The sequence below is a fragment of the Pseudomonas sp. NPDC079367 genome (assembly GCF_044542195.1).
Lineage (GTDB): Bacteria > Pseudomonadota > Gammaproteobacteria > Pseudomonadales > Pseudomonadaceae > Aquipseudomonas.
Window position 1 is genome coordinate 1 of record NZ_JBITTW010000050.1, and the last position, 18,158, is coordinate 18,158.

An 18,158-nucleotide genomic window follows, 5' to 3' on the forward strand; every position below is an offset into this window, starting at 1 on the left:
TCAGCAGTGAAACGATGCATCGCCGATGGTAGTGTGGGGTTTCCCCATGTGAGAGTAGGTCATCGTCAAGATTAAATTCCGAAACCCCAATTGCGTAAGCAGTTGGGGTTTTGTTTTGCCTGCGAGAAAGTTTTTCAGAGACATGGCGAACAAAATTGCACAGTTATTTTCGAAACAGAACACTAGAATAGCCCCATCTTTTTCGGAGTCAGAGCCTGTATGTCAGAATCGGTTGACACCCCCGGGCTGTCAGATTTACCGCTGGAAGACTTGATAGCCTGTCATGAGTGCGACCTGCTGATGCGCAAGCCGACGCTTGCCCATGGTGAGAAAGCCCTCTGTCCGCGTTGTGGTTATGAGTTGTATGCCCACCGCCATAACGTGGTGCAGCGCAGCCTCGCCCTAGTGATCGCGGCGTTATTACTTTACGTACCGGCAAACTTTTTACCCATCATGCAACTCAATATCCTCGGGCAATCTTCGCAGGATACGGTCTGGAGCGGTGTGGTTGGCCTGTTCAACACCGACATGCAAGGTGTGTCGATCGTCGTCTTCCTCTGCAGTATGGCGATACCGTTGCTCAAGTTGCTGTGCCAGCTGTTTGTATTGCTGACGATTCGTTTCGACGTCGGCCGTAGTTATGGCTTGCTGCTCTATCGTATTTACCACCACCTCAGAGACTGGGGCATGCTTGAGGTCTACCTCATGGGCGTCCTCGTCGCGATTGTCAAATTGGCGGATATGGCGGCGATTACCGTCGGCCTTGGCCTGGCGTGTTTTATCGGTTTGTTGCTCGTACAAGTCTGGCTGGAGGTAGTGATGTCACCGCATCAGATCTGGCAGGCATTATCAGGAGAGGATGCCCATGCGGGCGATTGATGCGGGCATTCTGGTGTGCACCGAGTGCCACGAGCTGAACAGGCAGGAAGCAGACACCGATGAGCAGAACTGCACCCGTTGCGGCGCTCAGGTTCACGCTCGCCGCCCCAACAGCCTGACCCGAACGTGGGCGCTGCTGATTACAGCAGCAATCATCTATATCCCGGCCAATGTCTTGCCGATCATGACGGTCAGCTCTCTGGGCCAGGGTGAGCCGAGCACCATCATGTCCGGAGTGATTGAACTGGTGCAGCACGGCATGATTCCGATCGCGAGTGTGGTGTTCATCGCCAGTATTCTGGTGCCGACTTTCAAACTGGTCGGCATCGCGTTGTTGCTGTTTTCGGTACAACGACGGCAGCCATTGTCGGCCCGTCAGCGCATCTGGATGTACCGTTTCATCGAGTTCATTGGTCGGTGGTCAATGCTCGATATTTTCGTGATCGCCATTCTCGTGGCGGTCGTCAACTTCGGCCGGATTGCCAGCGTCGAAGCCAACATGGGCGCCGTCGCCTTTGCCTCTGTGGTGATTCTGACGATGCTCGCCGCAGTAACTTTCGATCCCCGACTGATTTGGGATAACACGGAGTCGGACGACGACCATGACTGATTTGCCTGTAGCGAAAACCCGACCGGCTTCGAACTGGTCGGCCATTTGGGTGCTGCCTCTGATCGCGCTGATCATTGGCGGCTGGCTCGGTTGGCGTGCCTGGTCGGAAACCGGCATCGAAATTCAGGTGCGCTTCGAGAGTGGCGAAGGTATCCAGGCCAACAAGACTGAGGTGGTCTACAAGGGCATGCCGGTCGGCAAGGTCAAGACGCTCAAGCTTGACGATGAAGGCAACTCCAAAGGGGTTATCGCCACCATCGAAATGAACAAGGACGTCGAACAGTATCTGAAAACCAGTACGCGGTTCTGGCTGGTCAAGCCAAGCGTGACCCTGGCCGGTATCACCGGTCTGGAAACATTGGTTTCGGGCAACTACGTGGCGATCAGCCCCGGTGAAGGCGAGCCGGTGCGCAAGTTCAAGGCACTCGCCGAAGAGCCGCCGCTGTCCGACGCCAAGCCGGGTCTGCACCTGACCATCAAGGCTGATCGTCTCGGTTCGTTGAATCGTGGCAGCCCGGTGTTCTACAAGCAGATCAAAGTCGGTCAGGTCAAAAGCTATGTACTGTCCGAAGATCAGAGCACTGTTGAACTGAAAGTCTTCATCGAGCCGACCTACGCCAAACTGGTGCGCAAACACACCCGTTTCTGGAATGCCAGCGGCATCAGTATCGACGCCAATCTGTCCGGGGTAAAAGTGCGCAGCGAATCCCTGGCCAGCATCGTCGCTGGAGGTATCGCGTTCGCCACGCCGGAGAATCGCAAGGACAGCCCGGCGACGGATCCAAGCCTGCCGTTCCGTCTCTATGAAGACTTCGACGCCGCCGCTGCCGGGATCCGGGTCAAGGTCAAGCTCAGCGATTTCGAAGGCCTGCAGGCCGGTCGCACGCCGGTGATGTACAAGGGGATTCAGGTCGGCAATCTGAAAGCGCTGAAGGTCGATCCTGACCTGAACAGCGCTACAGCCGAGCTGACCCTTGATCCGTTGGCCGAAGATTATCTGGTTGAGGGTACGCAGTTCTGGGTGGTCAAACCGTCGATTTCCCTCGCCGGTATCACCGGCCTGGAAGCGCTGGTGAAAGGTAACTACATCGCCGTGCGTCCGGGCGACAAAGGCGCTGCGCCGAAACGCGAATTCGAGGCGCGGCCCAAAGCACCGCCGCTGGATCTGCGTTCGCCGGGCCTGCATCTGGTGCTATTCACCGATTCGCTGGGCTCAATCGATGTCGGCAGCCCGATTCTGTACAAGCAGGTCAAGGTCGGTTCGGTGCAGAGCTACCAGTTCTCCAGAACCAAGAAGCAACTGGTCATCGGCGTGCACATCGAGAAGGAATACGAAAACCTGGTCAACGCCTCCACGCGTTTCTGGAACGTCAGCGGCATTACCCTCACGGGTGGCTTGACCGGCGGCATTCAGGTGAAGAGTGAATCCCTGCAAACGCTGATGGCCGGCGGGATTGCGTTCGAAACGCCGCAGGCCAATGCGCCGCTGAAGAAGCACATCCCACGCTTCCGCCTGTTTGCAGATCACGATGAGGCGAACAAGAAAGGCGCAGTGGTGACGATCAAGGTCGACCGCGCCGACGGTTTGAGCAGCGGCACGCCGGTGCGCTTCAAGGGGCTGGATGTCGGCAAGATTGAAAGCGTCGATCTCACCGACGACATGCAGTCTGTGATCCTCACCGCGCGGATCACCGAAGTGCCGGAGAAGATCGCCCGGGTCGGCAGTCAGTTCTGGGTGGTGAAGCCGGAACTGGGGCTGATCAAGACGCAGAATCTGGAAACGCTGGTTACCGGCAAATACATCGAAGTCCAGCCTGCGGTGAAAAATCTCGGGCCGCAGAAAAACTTCGTTGCTTTGGCTGAAGCGCCGGAAGTCACTAAACAGGAAGCCGGTTTGAGTCTGGTCTTGAGCGCTGCACGCCGCGGTTCGCTCAAGCCTGGAGTGCCGGTAACTTACCGTGAAATCACCGTCGGCAAGGTCACCGGTTATGAGTTGGGCCAAACGGCTGACCGAGTGTTGGTGCACATCCTGATCGAGCCGAAGTACGCGCCGCTGGTGCGCAGCGGCAGCCGCTTCTGGAACACCAGCGGCGTGGGCTTCGATTACGGTTTGTTCAAAGGTGTCACGGTGCGCACCGAATCGCTGGAGACGCTGATTCAGGGCGGCATCGCCTTCGCCACACCGGATGGCGAACGCATGGGCAATCCGGCGCGAGCCGAGCAGACGTTCCCGTTGTTCGACAAGTTTGAGGATGAATGGCTGACCTGGGCGCCGAAGATTCAGCTGGGTAAGTAGTGGCGTCTGTCGAATAGCCTGCGCGCGAAGGGGCCAGCCAAATCAACACAAAATCCAGACCATAAAAAAGGGCCGCGATCAGATCGCGGCCCTTTTTTTGTCTTCAGCTAAAGCCGATCAAACCGCATCCAGCTCCGGCTCGTCCGCTTGCACGTTCAACGTGGCCTTCACCACATCATGGCGACGGATGTATTTCCAGTCCGCCTCATCGATGTAGATCCCCGCCGGGCCGCTGCCGCCCTCAAGGTCGATAGCTACACTGGCGCAGACCTGCGGCTTCACACTCGCCAGAATCGGCACGAAGCCCAGTTGCAGACTGGTTTCCAGCAGCGCCGCCTGGTTCTTCTCGTCGATGTCCGCTGCCTCGTCGAGGTAGTACGGCAGACGCACGCGGCCGGCCAGGTCACGGTCCATCAAGTGCAGCAACAAATACATGTTGGTCAGCGCCTTGATGGTCATGGTCGTGCCGTTGGAGGCCGCGCCGTCGATGTCGGTGTGGATCACTGGCTGACCGTTGACCTTGGTGATCTCGAAGGCCAGTTCGAACAAGTCCTTGAGGCCGAGCTGGTTGTGGTTCGCCGCCACCAGCCGTGCCAGGTATTCCTTGGCCTCTTCGTTCTTGTTGTCCTGCTCGGCGCTTTGGCTGAGGTCGAACACCGACAGGGTTTCGCCTTCTTCGTACTGCCCGGCACTGTGGATGATCTGATCGATGTGCTTGAGCGCTTCCTTGTTCGGCGCGAGGACGATGCGGAAACTCTGCAGGTTGGAAACCTGACGCTTGTTGATCTCGCGGTTGAACAGCGCCAGTTGATGCTCGAGGCTGTCGTAGTCGCTGCGGATGTTGCGCAGGGTGCGTGCGATGTCGGTGACCGCCGCGCGGCGCGCCTTGCCCAGTGTCAGGGCTTCATCGGTGCGGTGCGCGTAAGCGTTGATCAGCAGCGACAGACGGCGCTCCATGTCGTCTTCGCTGTCGAACTTGGCCACGCCTTTGAGGCGCACCTGGGCATACAGCGCTTCGATCTGACCGTCGGCGCGCAGCAGGCCCTGCCAGCTGTCCTGATAATCGTTGAGCAGCGGCAGCAGGTTGTCCATCGAATCGTCGACCGGGTCCATGAACGGCGTACCGAACGGCAGATCCGCCGGCAGCAACTGGCGGCGGCGCAGGGCGTCGTCGAGCGTGCGTTGCTTGGCTTCCATGTCAGCGATCTGCCGGCCAACCAGTTGCAGCTTGGCCGACAGTTGCTGGACGCGCTCGGTGAAGGCATCGCTGGAGCGCTTGAGTTCGTCCTGCGCGGCTTCCATCTGCGCCAGTTGCTCGAGCTTGTCGCTTTCTTCGGCGCTCAGGGTCTGGGTGCGACGGAAATCTTCCAGCGCCTTCTGCGCGTCCAGCACCTGCTGATACAGCGCCTCGGTCTGGGTCTTGCTCGCGGCGCGGTCGGCGGCCACGGCCTGCTGGGTTTTCAGTTGCTTGAGCTCTTTTTCCAGACGCTCTTTCTGATCGCGCAATGCGGCGCGGTCGGCCAGCGCTTGCAGGGCCGGCGGCTCGATGTGCGAGATGTCGATCGACAGGCCTGGCACTTCGAAACGCTCGCCCTTGAAGCCATCGAGAATCAGCTCGACCGATTTGACCCACTCGCCGTTCTCGTCGAGGGTGATGCCGTGTTCGCCCAGCGGCAGGCTGAACAGCGCGCTGTTGAACAGACGCATCAGGCGTTCGACGTCCTGTTGCGAGAACTCTTCGCGCAGACGGGCGTAGCTGTTGTTGTCGGCATTATCGAGTTGCTGCTTCACCGACTTCAGACGTTTTTCCAGATCGCGCAGACGCTCCTCCAGATCCTCGGCGCTGAACTGCCGCGACTGCGCCAAGGCACCGGCCAGTTCGTCGTGAGCGTCCTTGGCGGCAAGCAATTGTTGCTCGAGCACTTTGACGTCATCGACCAGCGCGAAGCGGTTCTTCAGCACCGACAGCTCGCCGAGCCAGCGCTGGATCCCGGAAATCTCCCGCTCCAGACGCATCAGTTCCTGAGTGCCGCCGCGCTGATCGTTTTGCAGATCGTCCTGCTCGCGACGGTAGTGCTCGGCCTGAATCGTCAGCTCTTCCTTGCGCGCGGTGGCGTAGTCCGACCAGGTGCCGAGCAGGGAATCGAGCAGCGGCGACAGGCGATGCAGTTTGCCGCGCAGCACGTCGCGCTGTTTCACGCCGTTGGCCAGTGCCTCAACCAAAGGGCCGGCGGCAACCAGCGAGTTGTAGTCCTGTTCCATGCGGCGTACATCGCGGAAGGCTTCTTCGCAGGCAGCGATGTAATCGACGCTGCCAGAACGCAGGCTGTGTTCGAAGGCATCGAGGAACAATTGCTTGAGCTTGGCCGCGGTGATTTCGCGCATGTGCAGCAGGTTGATGAACAACGCGCGGAAGGTCTTCAGGCTTTGCTCGCTGGTCGAGCGCAGCGGGATCAGCGTCAGGTCGAGCGGGATCGACGTGTGGCCGCCGACCAGCAAACGACGCAGTTCGTCAGGCTTGAGTTCGTAGGCTTTCAGGCCTTCTTTCTCAAGGTTGCTGAACAGCTCTTTCTGGCGCAGGCAGGTATCGTTTTTCTGATAATGGGCCAGATCGAGCTTGCCGGCGTAGGCGAAGAACTGATGACCGAAACCACCGCCCGGGCCACGACCGACCACACCAATCACGTGCGGGCCGTGTGGCAGATTCACTTCGACGAGGATGTAGCTGGTGTCAGAAGCAAAGTAGAAGCGCCGCGATTGTTCAAGGCTGTACTTGCCGAAACTCATGTCCGACATGCGCGCCAGAATCGGGAACTGCAAGGCGTTGATCGATGCCGATTTGCCGAGGTTGTTCGCGCCGTAAACCGACAGCGGTTCTTCCAGCGGGAACAGGCCGAGGCTGTAACCGGCGGTGTTCAAAAGGGCAAAGCGGCGAATGCCGTAGCGTTCCTGGCTCATGCGTCGGACTCCTGTTCTTCGGCAATGGCGCGGGCCAGTGCGTCTTCTTCGCTTTCTTCTTCAAATTCGCTCAAATCCAATGGATCGTCGGTTTCGAGGAATTTCGCTTCGGCCGCTTCATCGATCAGCACCGGTGCCGGCAGCGGCAGAACGCTGTGCACGCTGGCCGCGAGATCGCGGTCCTGCTGGACCGACAGGCACACGTCGAGGAAACGGTGCATGGGCGGCAGAAAGCGGTAGACACCGTTTTCTTCGCCGGCGAAACCCAGTTGAGTCATGCGACGCATGATCTTTTCTTCGAGTTCTTCAACGGTCTGCACTTCGGCCTGAATGAACAGGTCGCGGTACTTGTCCAGCAGCGACGGCAGTTCTTCACGGCCGAGGCTGCCGCCGTCGAGCACGGCGATCGGGTCGCGGCCCTGATCGGCCAGATGCTCGACGAGGATGAAGGTGAACAGCGCCAGACGCTGGGCGGTCTTGTTCACCGCCGCGGCGGCCATGTCCGGCACGAAGTAATAAAAGCCACGGGTGTCGCAGACCAGTTCAAAGCCCAGCGCCTTGAACAGCGTGCGGTACTGGTCCTGGAAGTTCGACAGCTGGGTGTACAGCTCAGGATCACGGCGGCTGACGTGATAACCCTTGAACAACTCGCGGAAGATCGGCGCCAGTTGCGACAGTTCGGAAAGATCAAGATGCATGGGGGATGCTCGCAGAATTCTCGGCGGCGGTGTCGCTGGCCGAGAGCAGGGCGAAGGAGCGCAGGCTGACCTGATGCTCGTGAGTGTGGTATTCGCGGCGTTCCAGACGCTCGCGCTTGAAGCGTTTTTCCCGCGACAGGCGCGAGAACCAGTAGAGCAATTCGTCGGTCGCGCCGTCCGGTTCCTGCTCCAGCAGCCAGGTCATCAGATCCGGCATCGGCAGGGACTCTTCGCAACGGTCGACCATCTCGCGCACGGTGCGCGGTGCACGCGGCGCATCGCCAGCCTTCTGGGTCTTGTGCGCCTTGGGGAAGCGCGCCGGTTTCGGCTCGAAACGCGCCAGCGCATACACGTACGCTTCGACCTGACTGGCGCTGCCGAGGAAGGTGCTTTGCGGGCGAGTGAACAATGGCATCGCCGCTTGCGGCACGGCGTCGATGCCTTTACGCCGGATCGCCGCCAGGGCCAACGCAGCACCTCGGGTCACGGCGTTGTGCCGGCGTGCTTCTTCACGCAGCGGCAGCAGCAGTTCGCGGGCGTGACGCAGAGTGAGTTGGGCGCTGGTCTGCATTTCGAGAATGCGCGCGTGGGTGCGCAGGAGCATGTCGTCATCGACCAGATGGCCAAGGCGCTGCTGTTCGCTGAGCATTTTCAGCAGCACCGTTTCGACCTTGCGCACGCCCTGTTCGAAGGCGCCGTCGGCGTTGACCAGATCGATCATCGGCTCGACGTATTCGTCCCACGTCGCCAGTACTTCGGCGTAACGCTGACGCAGCGGAATCTGCCGGTCGCTGGTCTTGGCGCGTTCAGCCACGGCGACCAGCGCCTGTTCGTCGTTGTCGAGCTTCTTCAGTACGTCGCGCACGCGCATGTCGAGCAGGCGCAACTGGCGGGCGAGGTCGTTGCCGTCGCGTACGTCGAAGGCGTCCTGGATGTAACCGGCCAGCCGTTCGAGGTGACGCAGGTAGGCTTCGATTTCCAGGCACAGGCCCAGCCGGTGTTCGCGGCGCAGGTAGGCCAGGAAGTCGTGGATCTGCGCGTTCAGCTCGAAACGGTTCGGGCTTTTCGCCACCGGCACCAGAATGTCGAGGCGGATCCACACGTCGAGCAGGCTGGTGATGTCCTGCGGCGTGCTGTCGAGTTGTTGGGCGGCCAGTTGCGTGCGCAGTTCGTTGAGGCTCAGGGTGCCTTGGTCGAAGTGCTCGCACAATGGCTCCAGAAGTGCCCAGTGTTCAGCGAGGGCGCGCAAGACGCGCTTGGGTTCGATCATCGGAATGGCCGGCTGGTTGGCAATTAAAAGCGGCGATTGTACTGCATCACAGGCGTGGCGATTCACTCTCGGGACGGGCTGTCGCATTCTTTGCTCAAAGCGCAGCGGCGCGGTGCAGCACAGGCTATCGATCAACAGCAAGCGATCTTGCGCGAAGGGCGGTAGAATCAGCGCACTTTCCGTTATCCACAAGTGGCCGACCTTTGCTTATCGAGTCCCGCCGCCGCGCCTATTTGAACGCCATGCAGGTGGTCAACTGGCTGCCGCGCACCGAACTGCCTTTCGCCGCACCGTCGCGGCCCGAGCTGCTGGAAATACCTGAGCCTGAGCTTGAGGTCCCGGTTGCACCGGCGCCTCAGGCCCAAGCACCCGGGCAGTCTGCCGCGCGTCCGGTGGAGCGGCCGGTCGAGCGGCCGAAAATCGAAGTGCCGCGTCCGTCGCTGGCCAGCACCCGCAACGGCGCGAAACCGGTGGAAGAAGTCGACGAGACGCCGGTGGTGGCCAAACCTGCGCCAGTGCCGCCGCCGCGTTTCGCCCTGCAACTGCTGCGCGCCGGGCGCTGCCTGCTGCTGGTCGAGTTACCCACAGGCGAAGCGTTTCAAAGTCGCGATCCCGCCTACCTGCTGCTCAAAGACATGCTGCGCGCCGCCGGTCTGCCCGATGCACCGCAGATCGTCGGCGAACCGGTGCGCTGGCCGTGGCTCAATCGCGGCACCCTGGACCAAGGCCCGGAAGCGGCGCGCGACTTTGTGCAGGGCTTCCTCTCGGTACAGATGGAAGCAGCACCCTGCGCCTGTTTATGGTTGATCGGCTTGCCAGCGGTGAAGTTCGCCGGTGAAGCGGACGCCGAAGCGTTCAATAGTCAATTGCAGATCGAAGGTCTGGGCCTGGCCTGGGCCATTCCCGGTCTGGAACTGTTAATGGAAGAGCCACAGCGCAAGGCTGCTGTCTGGCAAGCCATGCGTCGGCTGATGGCGCGCTGGAAACAATCCGATGAGTGAGGCTGTAACCTTTCGCCCGATGACCGAGGCGGATCTGGACGCTGTGTTGAAGATCGAATACGCCGCGTACAGCCATCCGTGGACCCGCGGGATCTTTCTCGATGGCCTGGGCAAATATCAGATCTGGCTGATGTTCGAAGGGCAGCAGCAGGTCGGGCACGGCGTGGTGCAGATCATTCTTGATGAGGCGCATCTGCTCAATATCACCGTCAAACCGGAAAATCAGGGGCGTGGGTTGGGGCTGACCTTGCTTGAGCATTTGATGTCGCGAGCGTATGCCGCTGAGGCTCGGGAGTGTTTTCTCGAAGTGCGCGACAGCAATACTGCCGCGTTCAAGTTGTATGAGCGTTATGGCTTCAATGAGATTGGCCGGCGTCGCGATTACTATCCGGCGGTGGGTGGACGTGAGGATGCGGTCGTGATGGCCTGCACCCTCATCGACTGATGCCATGTAGGAGCTGCCGAAGGCTGCGATCCTTTGATCTTGTTTTGGATTTTGCAAAAAAAGTCAAAAGATCGCAGCCTTCGGCAGCTCCTACATGGAGCGACTTTCAATCAGCTGATCAGCGCTTGCCATCCAGCGGATCCAGGTCCGCCAGTTCCGCCTCATCCAGCCCGTCACCGCCGCCGATGTCATTTTCCCCGACCTCGCTCAAATCCCAATCCGCCGGATTACCCTCGCCGACTTCCTCGGCATCGCGTGCACCGTCCTCGCGAATCAGCGTTTCCGGGCTCAGGTCATCGTCAGTCGGCTGGTGATCGTCCACCGAGGCCCCGGTCAGACCCGCCTCACGCACCCGCTCAGCCGGCATCAGCTGTTCTCGTTCACGCTCGGGCAGCTCATCACCGATCTTCGCGCTGGGCTCTTCGTCGTCGAAATCCAGCTCGTGCACCGAGCCCATGCGGTCTTCGTTATCATCGATGGGTTCCGGTTGCACCGCATCATAAGGGCGTCGTGAATCAGTCATGGCAAATCCTCATACTGTGGGCCTTACTGAGTGGACTCACCGGGCGCGCGAGAATTCCAACGGAAACACTTTGCGCTGGCGGCGTGACTTCGACGGGTGGTCGTCTATCAAACCTGCGCATCTTTATTGAGGCCTTAAACATGCACGATCTACAAGACCTGATTGATAACAACGAGCGTTGGGCTGACGCGATCACCAAGGAAGACCCGGACTTCTTCGCCAAACTGGCGCGCCAGCAGACACCGGAATACCTGTGGATCGGCTGCTCCGATGCGCGTGTCCCGGCCAACGAAATCGTCGGCATGCTGCCGGGCGATCTGTTCGTACACCGCAACGTCGCCAATGTCGTGCTGCACACCGACCTCAATTGCCTGTCGGTGATCCAGTACGCCGTCGACGTCCTCAAGGTCAAACACATCCTCGTCACTGGCCACTACGGCTGCGGCGGTGTGCGTGCGTCGATGCAGGATCGCCAGTTTGGCCTGATCGACGGCTGGCTGCGGTCGATCCGTGATCTGTACTACGAGAAACGCGAAGAGCTGGCCAAGTTGGCGACCGAAGAAGAGCAGGTCGACCGGATGTGTGAACTCAACGTGATCCAGCAAGTGGCCAACGTTGCGCACACCAGCATCATTCAGAATGCCTGGCATCGCGGCCAGCCACTGTCGATACACGGTTGCATCTACGGCATCAAGGACGGTCGCTGGAAAAGTCTGAACACCACCATCAGCGGTTTCGAGCAATTGCCGCCGCAATATCGCTTGCGCCCGGTCGGCGCACCATAACCGCGGCTTTTGCCGTAATCCCGGGTCAGCATTGGCTGGCGCGAGGTTGCTCCGGCAACGATTACAGAGCCGGCGCGGGCGCGGCAGCCGCAGGCAGTGGCGCTTTCAGCTGCTGCAGTTGTTTCTTGACCGCTGGCGTGGCGCACTTGGCGGCTGCCTGTTCGGCACTGAGATCGCGGATCGAGGTGTAGAACAACTCGCACGTGGTGACCTTTTGCGTCACCTGCCATGTTTGCGTGCAACTGTTCAGCGTGGCCTGCGCATTGCTGCCCGGTTCGCTGCCCATCCCGGCCTGCCAGCAAGCCGCGCTCAAATCCTGGCCCATGACTTTCAGACCTGCGGCGTCAGCCTTGGCCTGTGCATCGTCGCCGGTATAGCTCTTCGGATCAGCGGCGTACCAGATATAGCTCGGATGATTCGAGCCGAGCACCGGCACATTCACCCCTTCGCTCGGACTGATGCTTGCCAGACCCAATACGGCGACCGTCGGCCCATATTGTTCCTTGATCCAGTTGCGCACCGGCGCCCCAAACGCAACCATCGGCAGCGTCGCGCCGCTGGCGGTCTGGCTGAACTGCTTGACCAGCGTGGTCTGGTAGGCCTTGAAGTAGTCGTAGACGTCCTCCAGATCCCCGCCGGCACTGGACGGCGCGGCGATCGGCGCGATGTCGATGATGGTCTGATAAGCCGGCGTCTGCCCGGCAGGGATGCCGTTAGTGGTCAGCAAAGACGCCCAGCGATCGGTGGTGTTCGAACGCAGATAGTCCTGCGCCTGGGTCAGCGAGTAGTCAGGCGGAAAGTGCAGCAACTCGACGCTTTTGCGATTTTCCAGGGCCATGCCCAGCGGCAGGAAAAAATACCAGCTGTAGGTCCATTTGCCCTCGGCATTGAGCTTGCTGGCGCCGGCGTAAGCCAGATCGCCGGCGTCGAGCAACGCCGACAGCGGCTTGTCATAGCCGTCCGGCACTCCGGTGATCTCGGCGTAGAGCTGATCGTTATCGGTTTTCACCAGCACCTTGGCATCGGCGTAGCCATCACGCTGCACGCTCTGGCTCAGGTAATGAGCAACGGTCTGCTCCAGCGTCCAGTTGCGGAAGCAGATCACGCTGCAATTGTTGGGGTAGGCGAAGAGGCGGGTGACGCGCTCTGTGCTGCCCAGTTTCACGTCGACATCGGCGTGAGCGGCGGCGCTTAGCGTCAGTGCAACGAGGGTAAATCCTGCGAGTTTGAACATGCTCAGATCCATTTCAGCGTGGGTTCCCCTCGATTTGGGGGCGCGTCATAGTGGATCAGCGGTGTTTGACAGAAAAGCTGTCGAGTGTGGATTTCATGATTTCCACGCCAGACCTGTGCAAGCGAGCGCTCGCTCCTACAGGCCTGGCTCGTTTGCGCTACGGCATCACCGGCGGCGTATACGCCAATGTCGTCCCCAGCGCCCACAACAACAGCAGCACCAGCGGCGTATGCACCAGCAGTTGCACGAACGAGAAGCCGATCAGATCCCGCGCCTTCAACCCGAGCACGCCCAGCAGCGGCAGCATGTAGAACGGGTTGATCAGGTTCGGCAGGGCTTCGGCGGCGTTGTAGATCTGCACTGCCCAGCCGAGGTGGTATTGCAGGTCATTGGCGACTTGCATCACGTAGGGCGCTTCGATGATCCATTTGCCGCCGCCGGACGGGATGAAAAAGCCGAGAATCGCCGAATAGACGCCCATCAGCAGCGCATAGGTGTCGTGGGAGGCGATGCTGACGAAGAAGGTCGAGATGTGATGCGCGAGGGTTTGCGCATCGGCGCCCTTGACTGTGGTCATCAACGCAGCGATCGAGCCGTACAGCGGGAACTGGATCAACACGCCAGTAGTGGTCGGCACCGCGCGGGCTACCGCATCGAGGAAGCTGCGCGGGCGCCAGTGCAGCAGCGCGCCGAGCATGATGAACAGGAAGTTGTAGGTGTTCAGCCCGGAAATCGCGGTGATCGCCGGTTTGGTCGAGAACTCGTGTAACAGCCATCCCGCTGCCAGCAGCACCAGCACAATGATCAGTAACGGGCTGTGTTCCAGCCATTCGCCGGGGCGAGTGCGCGGTTGCAGCGGCGGCAGGTTGAAGGCCGGGTCGATGCCGCAGGCCTCGGCGTCGCGTGCCGAGTTCGGACCGGGCGCAGTGGCGTAGGCGATGATGATCGAGATCACGATCAGCGCCAGCAGCATCACGCCGGACTGCCAGAGGAAAATGGTTTCGGTGAACGGGATCACGCCAGTGATCGACAGGATCGACGGCGGCAGGCTGCCCGGGTTGGCCTGCAACTGTGCGGCCGACGATGACAAGCCCAGCGCCCACACCGCGCCAAGTCCCAGGTATGCCGCAGCGCCGGCGGCGCGGTAATCCATTTTCAGATCGGTGCGGCGGGCGAGGGCGCGCACCAGCAGCCCGCCGAACACCAGCGACAGACCCCAATTGAGCAACGATGCAACCATCGAGATCAACGCCACCCAGGCCACGGCGGAGCGGCCGTTCTTCGGGATGCGTGCCAGTTTGTCGATCAGTTTGACGGCAGGCGGCGAGCTGGCGACGACATAGCCGCCGATTACCACGAAGGCCATTTGCATGGTGAACGGGATCAGGCTCCAGAAGCCGTCTCCGAAGGCCATCGCCGCAGCGGTGGGTTTGGCGCCCATGGCCAGGGTGGCCAGCGCAACGATGATGACGGCCAACGCGGCGAACACCCAGGAGTCGGGAAACCAGCGTTCGGCAAAATTTGAACAGCGCAGGGCAAAGCGCGCGGAGCGGCTATCTTCGATATCAACGGCCACGGGAAGTACCTCGGATTTTTTATGGTTATTTTGGTCTATGGCCACAATCTCAGCATTGACACCGCCTCTGTAGGAGCGAGCTTGCTCGCCAACGCGTCAGGTCAGTCAACAGTGATGCTGAATGTACCGGCCTCTTCGCGAGCAAGCTCGCTCCCACAGGGATTTATGGTGGTTTGTAAATTGTGCGCCAGCAGACAGGCACTAACAGTAAATCAAGCGCGGCCATTTTGTTGAGCGGGTTTTCGCAAACCGAGACGATGGTCTGACGGGTTGTCGATCCGCGTATTTGCGTAGACCATGGGCGCCTTGGTTTTTGCCGATACCTGAGTTCTTTGTCATGACTGCCACTTCTCCAGCCCGACCGGCGCCGTTCAGCCGTGCCGACTACAAGACCCTCGGCCTTGCGGCGCTCGGTGGGGCGCTGGAAATCTACGATTTCATCATTTTCGTGTTCTTCGCGCTGACCCTGAGCCAGCTGTTTTTCCCGCCGGAAATGCCCGAGTGGCTGCGTTTGCTGCAGAGCTTCGGCATCTTCGTCACCGGTTATCTGGCGCGGCCACTGGGCGGGATTCTGATGGCGCATTTCGCCGACCGGCTGGGCCGCAAAAAGGTTTTCAGCCTGAGCATTCTGATGATGGCGCTGCCTTGCCTGCTGATCGGGATCATGCCGACCTACGCGCAGATCGGCTATTTCGCCCCGTTGCTGTTGCTGGCGCTGCGCATCCTGCAGGGCGCGGCGGTGGGCGGCGAGGTGCCGAGCGCCTGGGTGTTCGTTGCCGAGCATGCGCCTATCGGCCATCGCGGTTACGCACTCGGATTCTTGCAGGCCGGACTGACCTTCGGTTACCTGATCGGCGCACTCACCGCGACTTTCCTTGCGCAGGTGTTCACTCCTGCGGAGATTCTCGATTACGCCTGGCGCTATCCGTTTCTGCTCGGTGGCGTATTCGGCGTGGTGGGCGTTTATCTGCGCCGCTGGCTCAGCGAAACCCCGGTGTTCATGGCCATGGAGGCGCAGCGCGAGGCGCGGGTCGAGCTGCCGTTGCGCACGGTATTGCGTGAGCATCGTCTGGCCATGTTGCCGGCCATGTTGCTCACCTGCGTGCTGACCTCGGCAGTGGTGGTGTTCGTTGTGATCACCCCGACGATGATGCAGAAAACTTTTGGCATGACTGCCAGCCACACTTTCGGCCTCAGCGCCCTGGGCATCGTTTTCCTGAATATCGGCTGCGTGATCGCCGGGCTGCTGGTCGATCGCATGGGTGCCTGGCGCACGGTCATGCTTTACAGCCTGTTGCTGCCGCTGGGGATTGGCGTGTTGTATGGCTGTCTGATCCTCGGCGGACATTGGATCGGCATTGCCTATGCAGTCGCCGGTCTTGCCTGCGGAGTCGTCGGTGCGGTGCCTTCGGTGATGGTCGGGCTGTTCCCAGCGCGGATTCGCGTGTCAGGCATTTCCTTCACCTACAACATTGCCTACGCCGCCTGGGCGAGTTTCACACCACTCCTGCTGATCGGTCTGATGCCATGGAGCCCATGGATTTGCGTGATGTTCTGTGCAGTGATGGGTGCGGTGGGGATTCTGACGGCAGCGTATTTCGGTGCGCGCATGCCGCGCACGGGGCCGTGTCAGGCTGCCGGTGCTGCCTGAGCCGAGAGCGCTGGACTATTTTCGACTGACGGGTCTTGCGCTGGCTTTAGAAAAACTCCGCCAGGCCGATGGCTAGGTTGTACGCCGCTTTCAACCCTGCCATCGGTGCTTTCCCATGTTCAATAAACGCTTGAAGCAAGAGCTGGCCGCTCTCCGCGAAGAACTCTCCAGCCTTGTGCAAGTGAAGGAAAGCCTGGAAAGCGAAATGCTCGCACTGACCCTTGAGCCCGACGGGCGGATTCGTTCGGTCAACCAGAATTTTCTCGATGAAATGCTCTACAAGAGCCAGGACCTGGTCGGCCGGGCAATTGAAGACATCGTCCCGGCTCACGTCAAATCCGACGAATTCCATCAGCGTTTCAAGAACTCGATGAGCCGTGGCGAGCATTTCGCCGGCGCCGTGCGATTGTTGCGCGGCAACGGCGACGAAGCGTGGTTGCGTTCAATCGTACAGCCGGTGCGCTCCTCTGATGGCCGGATCAGGCACATTTCCTTTTACGCCAGTGACCTGACCCGCACCATCGAAGCCTCCCGCGAGCATGAGAACCTGATCGGCGCGCTGGTGCGTTCCACCGCCGTGATCGAGTTCGACCTCAACGGCAATGTGCTGACCGCCAATGATCGCTTCCTCAACGGCATGGGTTACAGCCTGGCGCAGATCAAGGGCAAACATCACCGTACGTTCTGCGCCCCGGAAGAGTACAACAGCGCCGAGTACCAGAACTTCTGGCGGCGCTTGAACAGCGGCGAATTTGTCGCTGGCCGCTTCAAGCGTATCGACAGCCATGGTCGTACGGTGTGGCTGGAGGCGTCCTACAACCCGGTGGTCGATGCCAACGACAAACTGTACAAAGTGGTTAAGTTCGCCACGGTGATCACCGATCAGGTCAACCGCGAGCAGGCGGTTGCCGACGCGGCCAGCATCGCTTACAGCACCTCGCAACAAACCGACAGCACCGCGCAACGCGGCACCACGGTGGTCACCCAAGCGGTGAACGTGATGCGTGACCTGTCACGGCACATGCAAGCCGCCGGCGAAGGTATCGAGGCGCTGAACGAGCAGTCGCTGGTGATCGGCACGATCGTCAAAACGATCAGCGGCATTGCCGAACAGACCAACCTGCTGGCGCTCAACGCCGCCATCGAAGCCGCCCGGGCCGGCGAACAGGGCCGTGGGTTTGCCGTGGTCGCGGATGAGGTTCGGCAACTGGCCTCGCGCACGAGCCAGGCGACGGACGAAATCGTCGGCGTGGTACGGCAGAACCAGGAAATGGCCCGTAGCGCCGTGGCCCTGATGACCGACGGCAAGCTTCAGGCTGAACAAGGCCTGGCGCTGGCGGCGGAAGCGGGCACGGTGATCGTCGAGATTCAGGACGGTGCGCAGAAAGTGGTGGATGCGGTGGGCCAGTTTGCCAATCAGCTCTCTCACTGACCTGCACGCCGATCCCTGTAGGAACTGACGAGTGAAACGAGGCTGCGATCTTTTGATTTGAATTCAAGCATCAGAGCCAGGATCAAAAGATCGCAGCGTTCCGCAGCTCCTACAGTTGTCGCCAACAGATCTTTCGGGGCTGGCGCTACAATCGGCTCCTTTTCCTCCGGAGCAGATTTCCATGAGCGTCTCTCACCGCCGTCCGGTGCCCCTGAACAAAGCCTATCGCCTGCTTAATCATGGGCCCACCGTTCTGGTCAGCGCTGCCCACGATGGCCAGCGCAACATCATGGCCGCTGCCTGGGCGATGCCGCTGGATTTCGAACCGCCGAAAGTCGCCGTCGTGCTCGACAAATCCACCTGGACCCGCCAGTTGCTTGAAGCTTCCGGCACGTTTGTACTGAACGTGCCATGCGTTTATCAGGCCGATATTGTGCAAACCGTCGGCAACACCTCCGGCCTGGAAATCACCCGCAACCAAGGTCACGACAAGTTTCAGGCGTACGACCTGCACACCTTCGCCGGCGAACAGGTTGAAGCGCCGCTGCTCGAGGGTTGTGTCGCCTGGCTCGAATGCCGCCTGCTGCCGGAGCCGCGCAATCACGAGCGATACGACCTGTTCCTCGCCGAGGTCATCGCCGCGCAGGCCGACGAACGTGTATTCAGCGAAGGCCGCTGGCATTTCGAAGGGCATGATGGATTGCGCACGCTGCACCATGTCGCCGGCGGGCATTTCCTGACGATTGGTGATGGGGTGGACGGCAAGACGCTGGAGGTCTGATTCACTCCTGCGAAAAGGC

At 60.4% G+C, this 18,158-nt stretch carries 14 protein-coding genes and 2 pseudogenes; 10 read left to right on the plus strand and 6 right to left on the minus strand.

Going from position 1 to position 18,158, the window contains the following annotated elements; genetic code table 11:
- Positions 1-219: 219 nt before the first annotated feature.
- From ACIGDJ_RS25635 to ACIGDJ_RS25645, 3 genes are read left to right on the plus strand one after another with little or no spacing between them, the layout of a single operon-like run.
- Complete coding sequence (locus tag ACIGDJ_RS25635; RefSeq protein WP_101162251.1) at positions 220-879, plus strand: paraquat-inducible protein A; 660 nt, start codon at positions 220-222, stop codon at positions 877-879.
- Complete coding sequence (locus ACIGDJ_RS25640; protein ID WP_101161810.1) at positions 866-1,489, plus strand: paraquat-inducible protein A; 624 nt, start codon at positions 866-868, stop codon at positions 1,487-1,489. Before ACIGDJ_RS25635 ends, ACIGDJ_RS25640 begins: the two co-directional genes overlap by 14 nt.
- The gene (locus tag ACIGDJ_RS25645) at positions 1,482-3,785 is read left to right on the plus strand and encodes an MlaD family protein (protein ID WP_313000629.1); all 2,304 of its coding nucleotides are present in this window, start codon (positions 1,482-1,484) and stop codon (positions 3,783-3,785) included. Before ACIGDJ_RS25640 ends, ACIGDJ_RS25645 begins: the two co-directional genes overlap by 8 nt.
- A gap of 117 nt (positions 3,786-3,902) precedes the next feature.
- Here the strand turns inward: ACIGDJ_RS25645 and mksF are convergent, their stop codons facing one another.
- The 3 genes from mksF to mksB are packed head-to-tail and all read right to left on the minus strand — an operon-like array spanning position 3,903 to position 8,711.
- Entirely contained in the window at positions 3,903-6,743 is a 2,841-nt protein-coding gene (gene mksF, locus ACIGDJ_RS25650) for an Mks condensin complex protein MksF (protein ID WP_101161814.1), read from the minus strand.
- On the minus strand, positions 6,740-7,441 hold the full coding sequence (gene mksE, locus ACIGDJ_RS25655) for an Mks condensin complex protein MksE (RefSeq protein WP_203419496.1): 702 nt from the start codon (positions 7,439-7,441) through the stop codon (positions 6,740-6,742). Before mksE ends, mksF begins: the two co-directional genes overlap by 4 nt.
- A complete protein-coding gene (gene mksB, locus ACIGDJ_RS25660; RefSeq protein ID WP_178081233.1) occupies positions 7,431-8,711 on the minus strand; it encodes an Mks condensin complex protein MksB in 1,281 nt (426 codons plus the stop codon). The genes mksE and mksB overlap by 11 nt, the downstream gene beginning before the upstream one ends.
- A 242-nt stretch (positions 8,712-8,953) precedes the next feature.
- On the opposite strand from mksB, the gene ACIGDJ_RS25665 reads away from it, so the two are divergent.
- On the plus strand, positions 8,954-9,712 hold the full coding sequence (locus ACIGDJ_RS25665) for an energy transducer TonB (RefSeq protein ID WP_101161818.1): 759 nt from the start codon (positions 8,954-8,956) through the stop codon (positions 9,710-9,712).
- Positions 9,705-10,157 carry a ribosomal protein S18-alanine N-acetyltransferase gene (gene rimI, locus ACIGDJ_RS25670; protein WP_101161820.1) on the plus strand — a complete coding sequence of 151 codons (453 nt, stop codon included), beginning with the start codon at positions 9,705-9,707 and terminating at the stop codon, positions 10,155-10,157. Before ACIGDJ_RS25665 ends, rimI begins: the two co-directional genes overlap by 8 nt.
- 118 nt (positions 10,158-10,275) lie before the next feature.
- Here the strand turns inward: rimI and ACIGDJ_RS25675 are convergent, their stop codons facing one another.
- Positions 10,276-10,680, minus strand: a complete 405-nt coding sequence (locus ACIGDJ_RS25675; RefSeq protein WP_101161822.1) for a serine kinase/phosphatase — start codon at positions 10,678-10,680, stop codon at positions 10,276-10,278.
- A 140-nt stretch (positions 10,681-10,820) separates the two neighbouring features.
- Here ACIGDJ_RS25675 and can point away from each other — a divergent pair, with 140 nt between their 5' ends.
- On the plus strand, positions 10,821-11,465 hold the full coding sequence (can, locus tag ACIGDJ_RS25680; RefSeq protein ID WP_039761245.1) for a carbonate dehydratase: 645 nt from the start codon (positions 10,821-10,823) through the stop codon (positions 11,463-11,465).
- 61 nt (positions 11,466-11,526) lie between these two features.
- On the opposite strand, the gene ACIGDJ_RS25685 is transcribed toward can, so the two are convergent.
- Both ACIGDJ_RS25685 and ACIGDJ_RS25690 read right to left on the minus strand, forming a co-directional pair.
- The gene (locus ACIGDJ_RS25685) at positions 11,527-12,699 is read right to left on the minus strand and encodes a hypothetical protein (protein WP_397479929.1); all 1,173 of its coding nucleotides are present in this window, start codon (positions 12,697-12,699) and stop codon (positions 11,527-11,529) included.
- 157 nt (positions 12,700-12,856) lie between these two features.
- Positions 12,857-14,275, minus strand: a complete 1,419-nt coding sequence (locus ACIGDJ_RS25690; RefSeq protein WP_313000648.1) for a TIGR00366 family protein — start codon at positions 14,273-14,275, stop codon at positions 12,857-12,859.
- A 337-nt stretch (positions 14,276-14,612) separates the two neighbouring features.
- Here ACIGDJ_RS25690 and ACIGDJ_RS25695 point away from each other — a divergent pair, with 337 nt between their 5' ends.
- The 4 genes and pseudogenes from ACIGDJ_RS25695 (at position 14,613) to ACIGDJ_RS25710 (ending at position 18,139) form a co-directional block, all read left to right on the plus strand.
- A complete protein-coding gene (locus ACIGDJ_RS25695) occupies positions 14,613-15,926 on the plus strand; it encodes an MFS transporter (RefSeq protein ID WP_313000651.1) in 1,314 nt (437 codons plus the stop codon).
- A gap of 205 nt (positions 15,927-16,131) precedes the next feature.
- Positions 16,132-16,770 (plus strand): annotated as a pseudogene (locus ACIGDJ_RS25700) (PAS domain-containing protein); the annotation flags it as partial.
- 150 nt (positions 16,771-16,920) lie between these two features.
- Positions 16,921-17,358: pseudogene (locus ACIGDJ_RS25705) on the plus strand (methyl-accepting chemotaxis protein); the annotation flags it as partial.
- 181 nt (positions 17,359-17,539) lie between these two features.
- Complete coding sequence (locus tag ACIGDJ_RS25710) at positions 17,540-18,139, plus strand: flavin reductase family protein (RefSeq protein ID WP_397479930.1); 600 nt, start codon at positions 17,540-17,542, stop codon at positions 18,137-18,139.
- Positions 18,140-18,158: the final 19 nt, after the last annotated feature.

Excerpts from the sequence above, each read along its gene's own strand:
- ACIGDJ_RS25665 (WP_101161818.1), top strand. The coding sequence starts at position 8,954 with ATGCAGGTGGTCAACTGGCTGCCGCGCACCGAACTGCCTTTCGCCGCA.
- ACIGDJ_RS25710 (WP_397479930.1), top strand. The coding sequence starts at position 17,540 with ATGAGCGTCTCTCACCGCCGTCCGGTGCCCCTGAACAAAGCCTATCGC.
- ACIGDJ_RS25685 (WP_397479929.1), bottom strand. The coding sequence starts at position 12,699 with ATGTTCAAACTCGCAGGATTTACCCTCGTTGCACTGACGCTAAGCGCC.
- mksF (WP_101161814.1), bottom strand. The coding sequence starts at position 6,743 with ATGAGCCAGGAACGCTACGGCATTCGCCGCTTTGCCCTTTTGAACACC.
- mksB (WP_178081233.1), bottom strand. The coding sequence starts at position 8,711 with ATGATCGAACCCAAGCGCGTCTTGCGCGCCCTCGCTGAACACTGGGCA.
- ACIGDJ_RS25640 (WP_101161810.1), top strand. The coding sequence starts at position 866 with ATGCGGGCGATTGATGCGGGCATTCTGGTGTGCACCGAGTGCCACGAG.
- can (WP_039761245.1), top strand. The coding sequence starts at position 10,821 with ATGCACGATCTACAAGACCTGATTGATAACAACGAGCGTTGGGCTGAC.
- ACIGDJ_RS25675 (WP_101161822.1), bottom strand. The coding sequence starts at position 10,680 with ATGACTGATTCACGACGCCCTTATGATGCGGTGCAACCGGAACCCATC.
- rimI (WP_101161820.1), top strand. The coding sequence starts at position 9,705 with ATGAGTGAGGCTGTAACCTTTCGCCCGATGACCGAGGCGGATCTGGAC.
- ACIGDJ_RS25695 (WP_313000651.1), top strand. The coding sequence starts at position 14,613 with ATGACTGCCACTTCTCCAGCCCGACCGGCGCCGTTCAGCCGTGCCGAC.
- ACIGDJ_RS25635 (WP_101162251.1), top strand. The coding sequence starts at position 220 with ATGTCAGAATCGGTTGACACCCCCGGGCTGTCAGATTTACCGCTGGAA.
- mksE (WP_203419496.1), bottom strand. The coding sequence starts at position 7,441 with ATGCATCTTGATCTTTCCGAACTGTCGCAACTGGCGCCGATCTTCCGC.
- ACIGDJ_RS25645 (WP_313000629.1), top strand. The coding sequence starts at position 1,482 with ATGACTGATTTGCCTGTAGCGAAAACCCGACCGGCTTCGAACTGGTCG.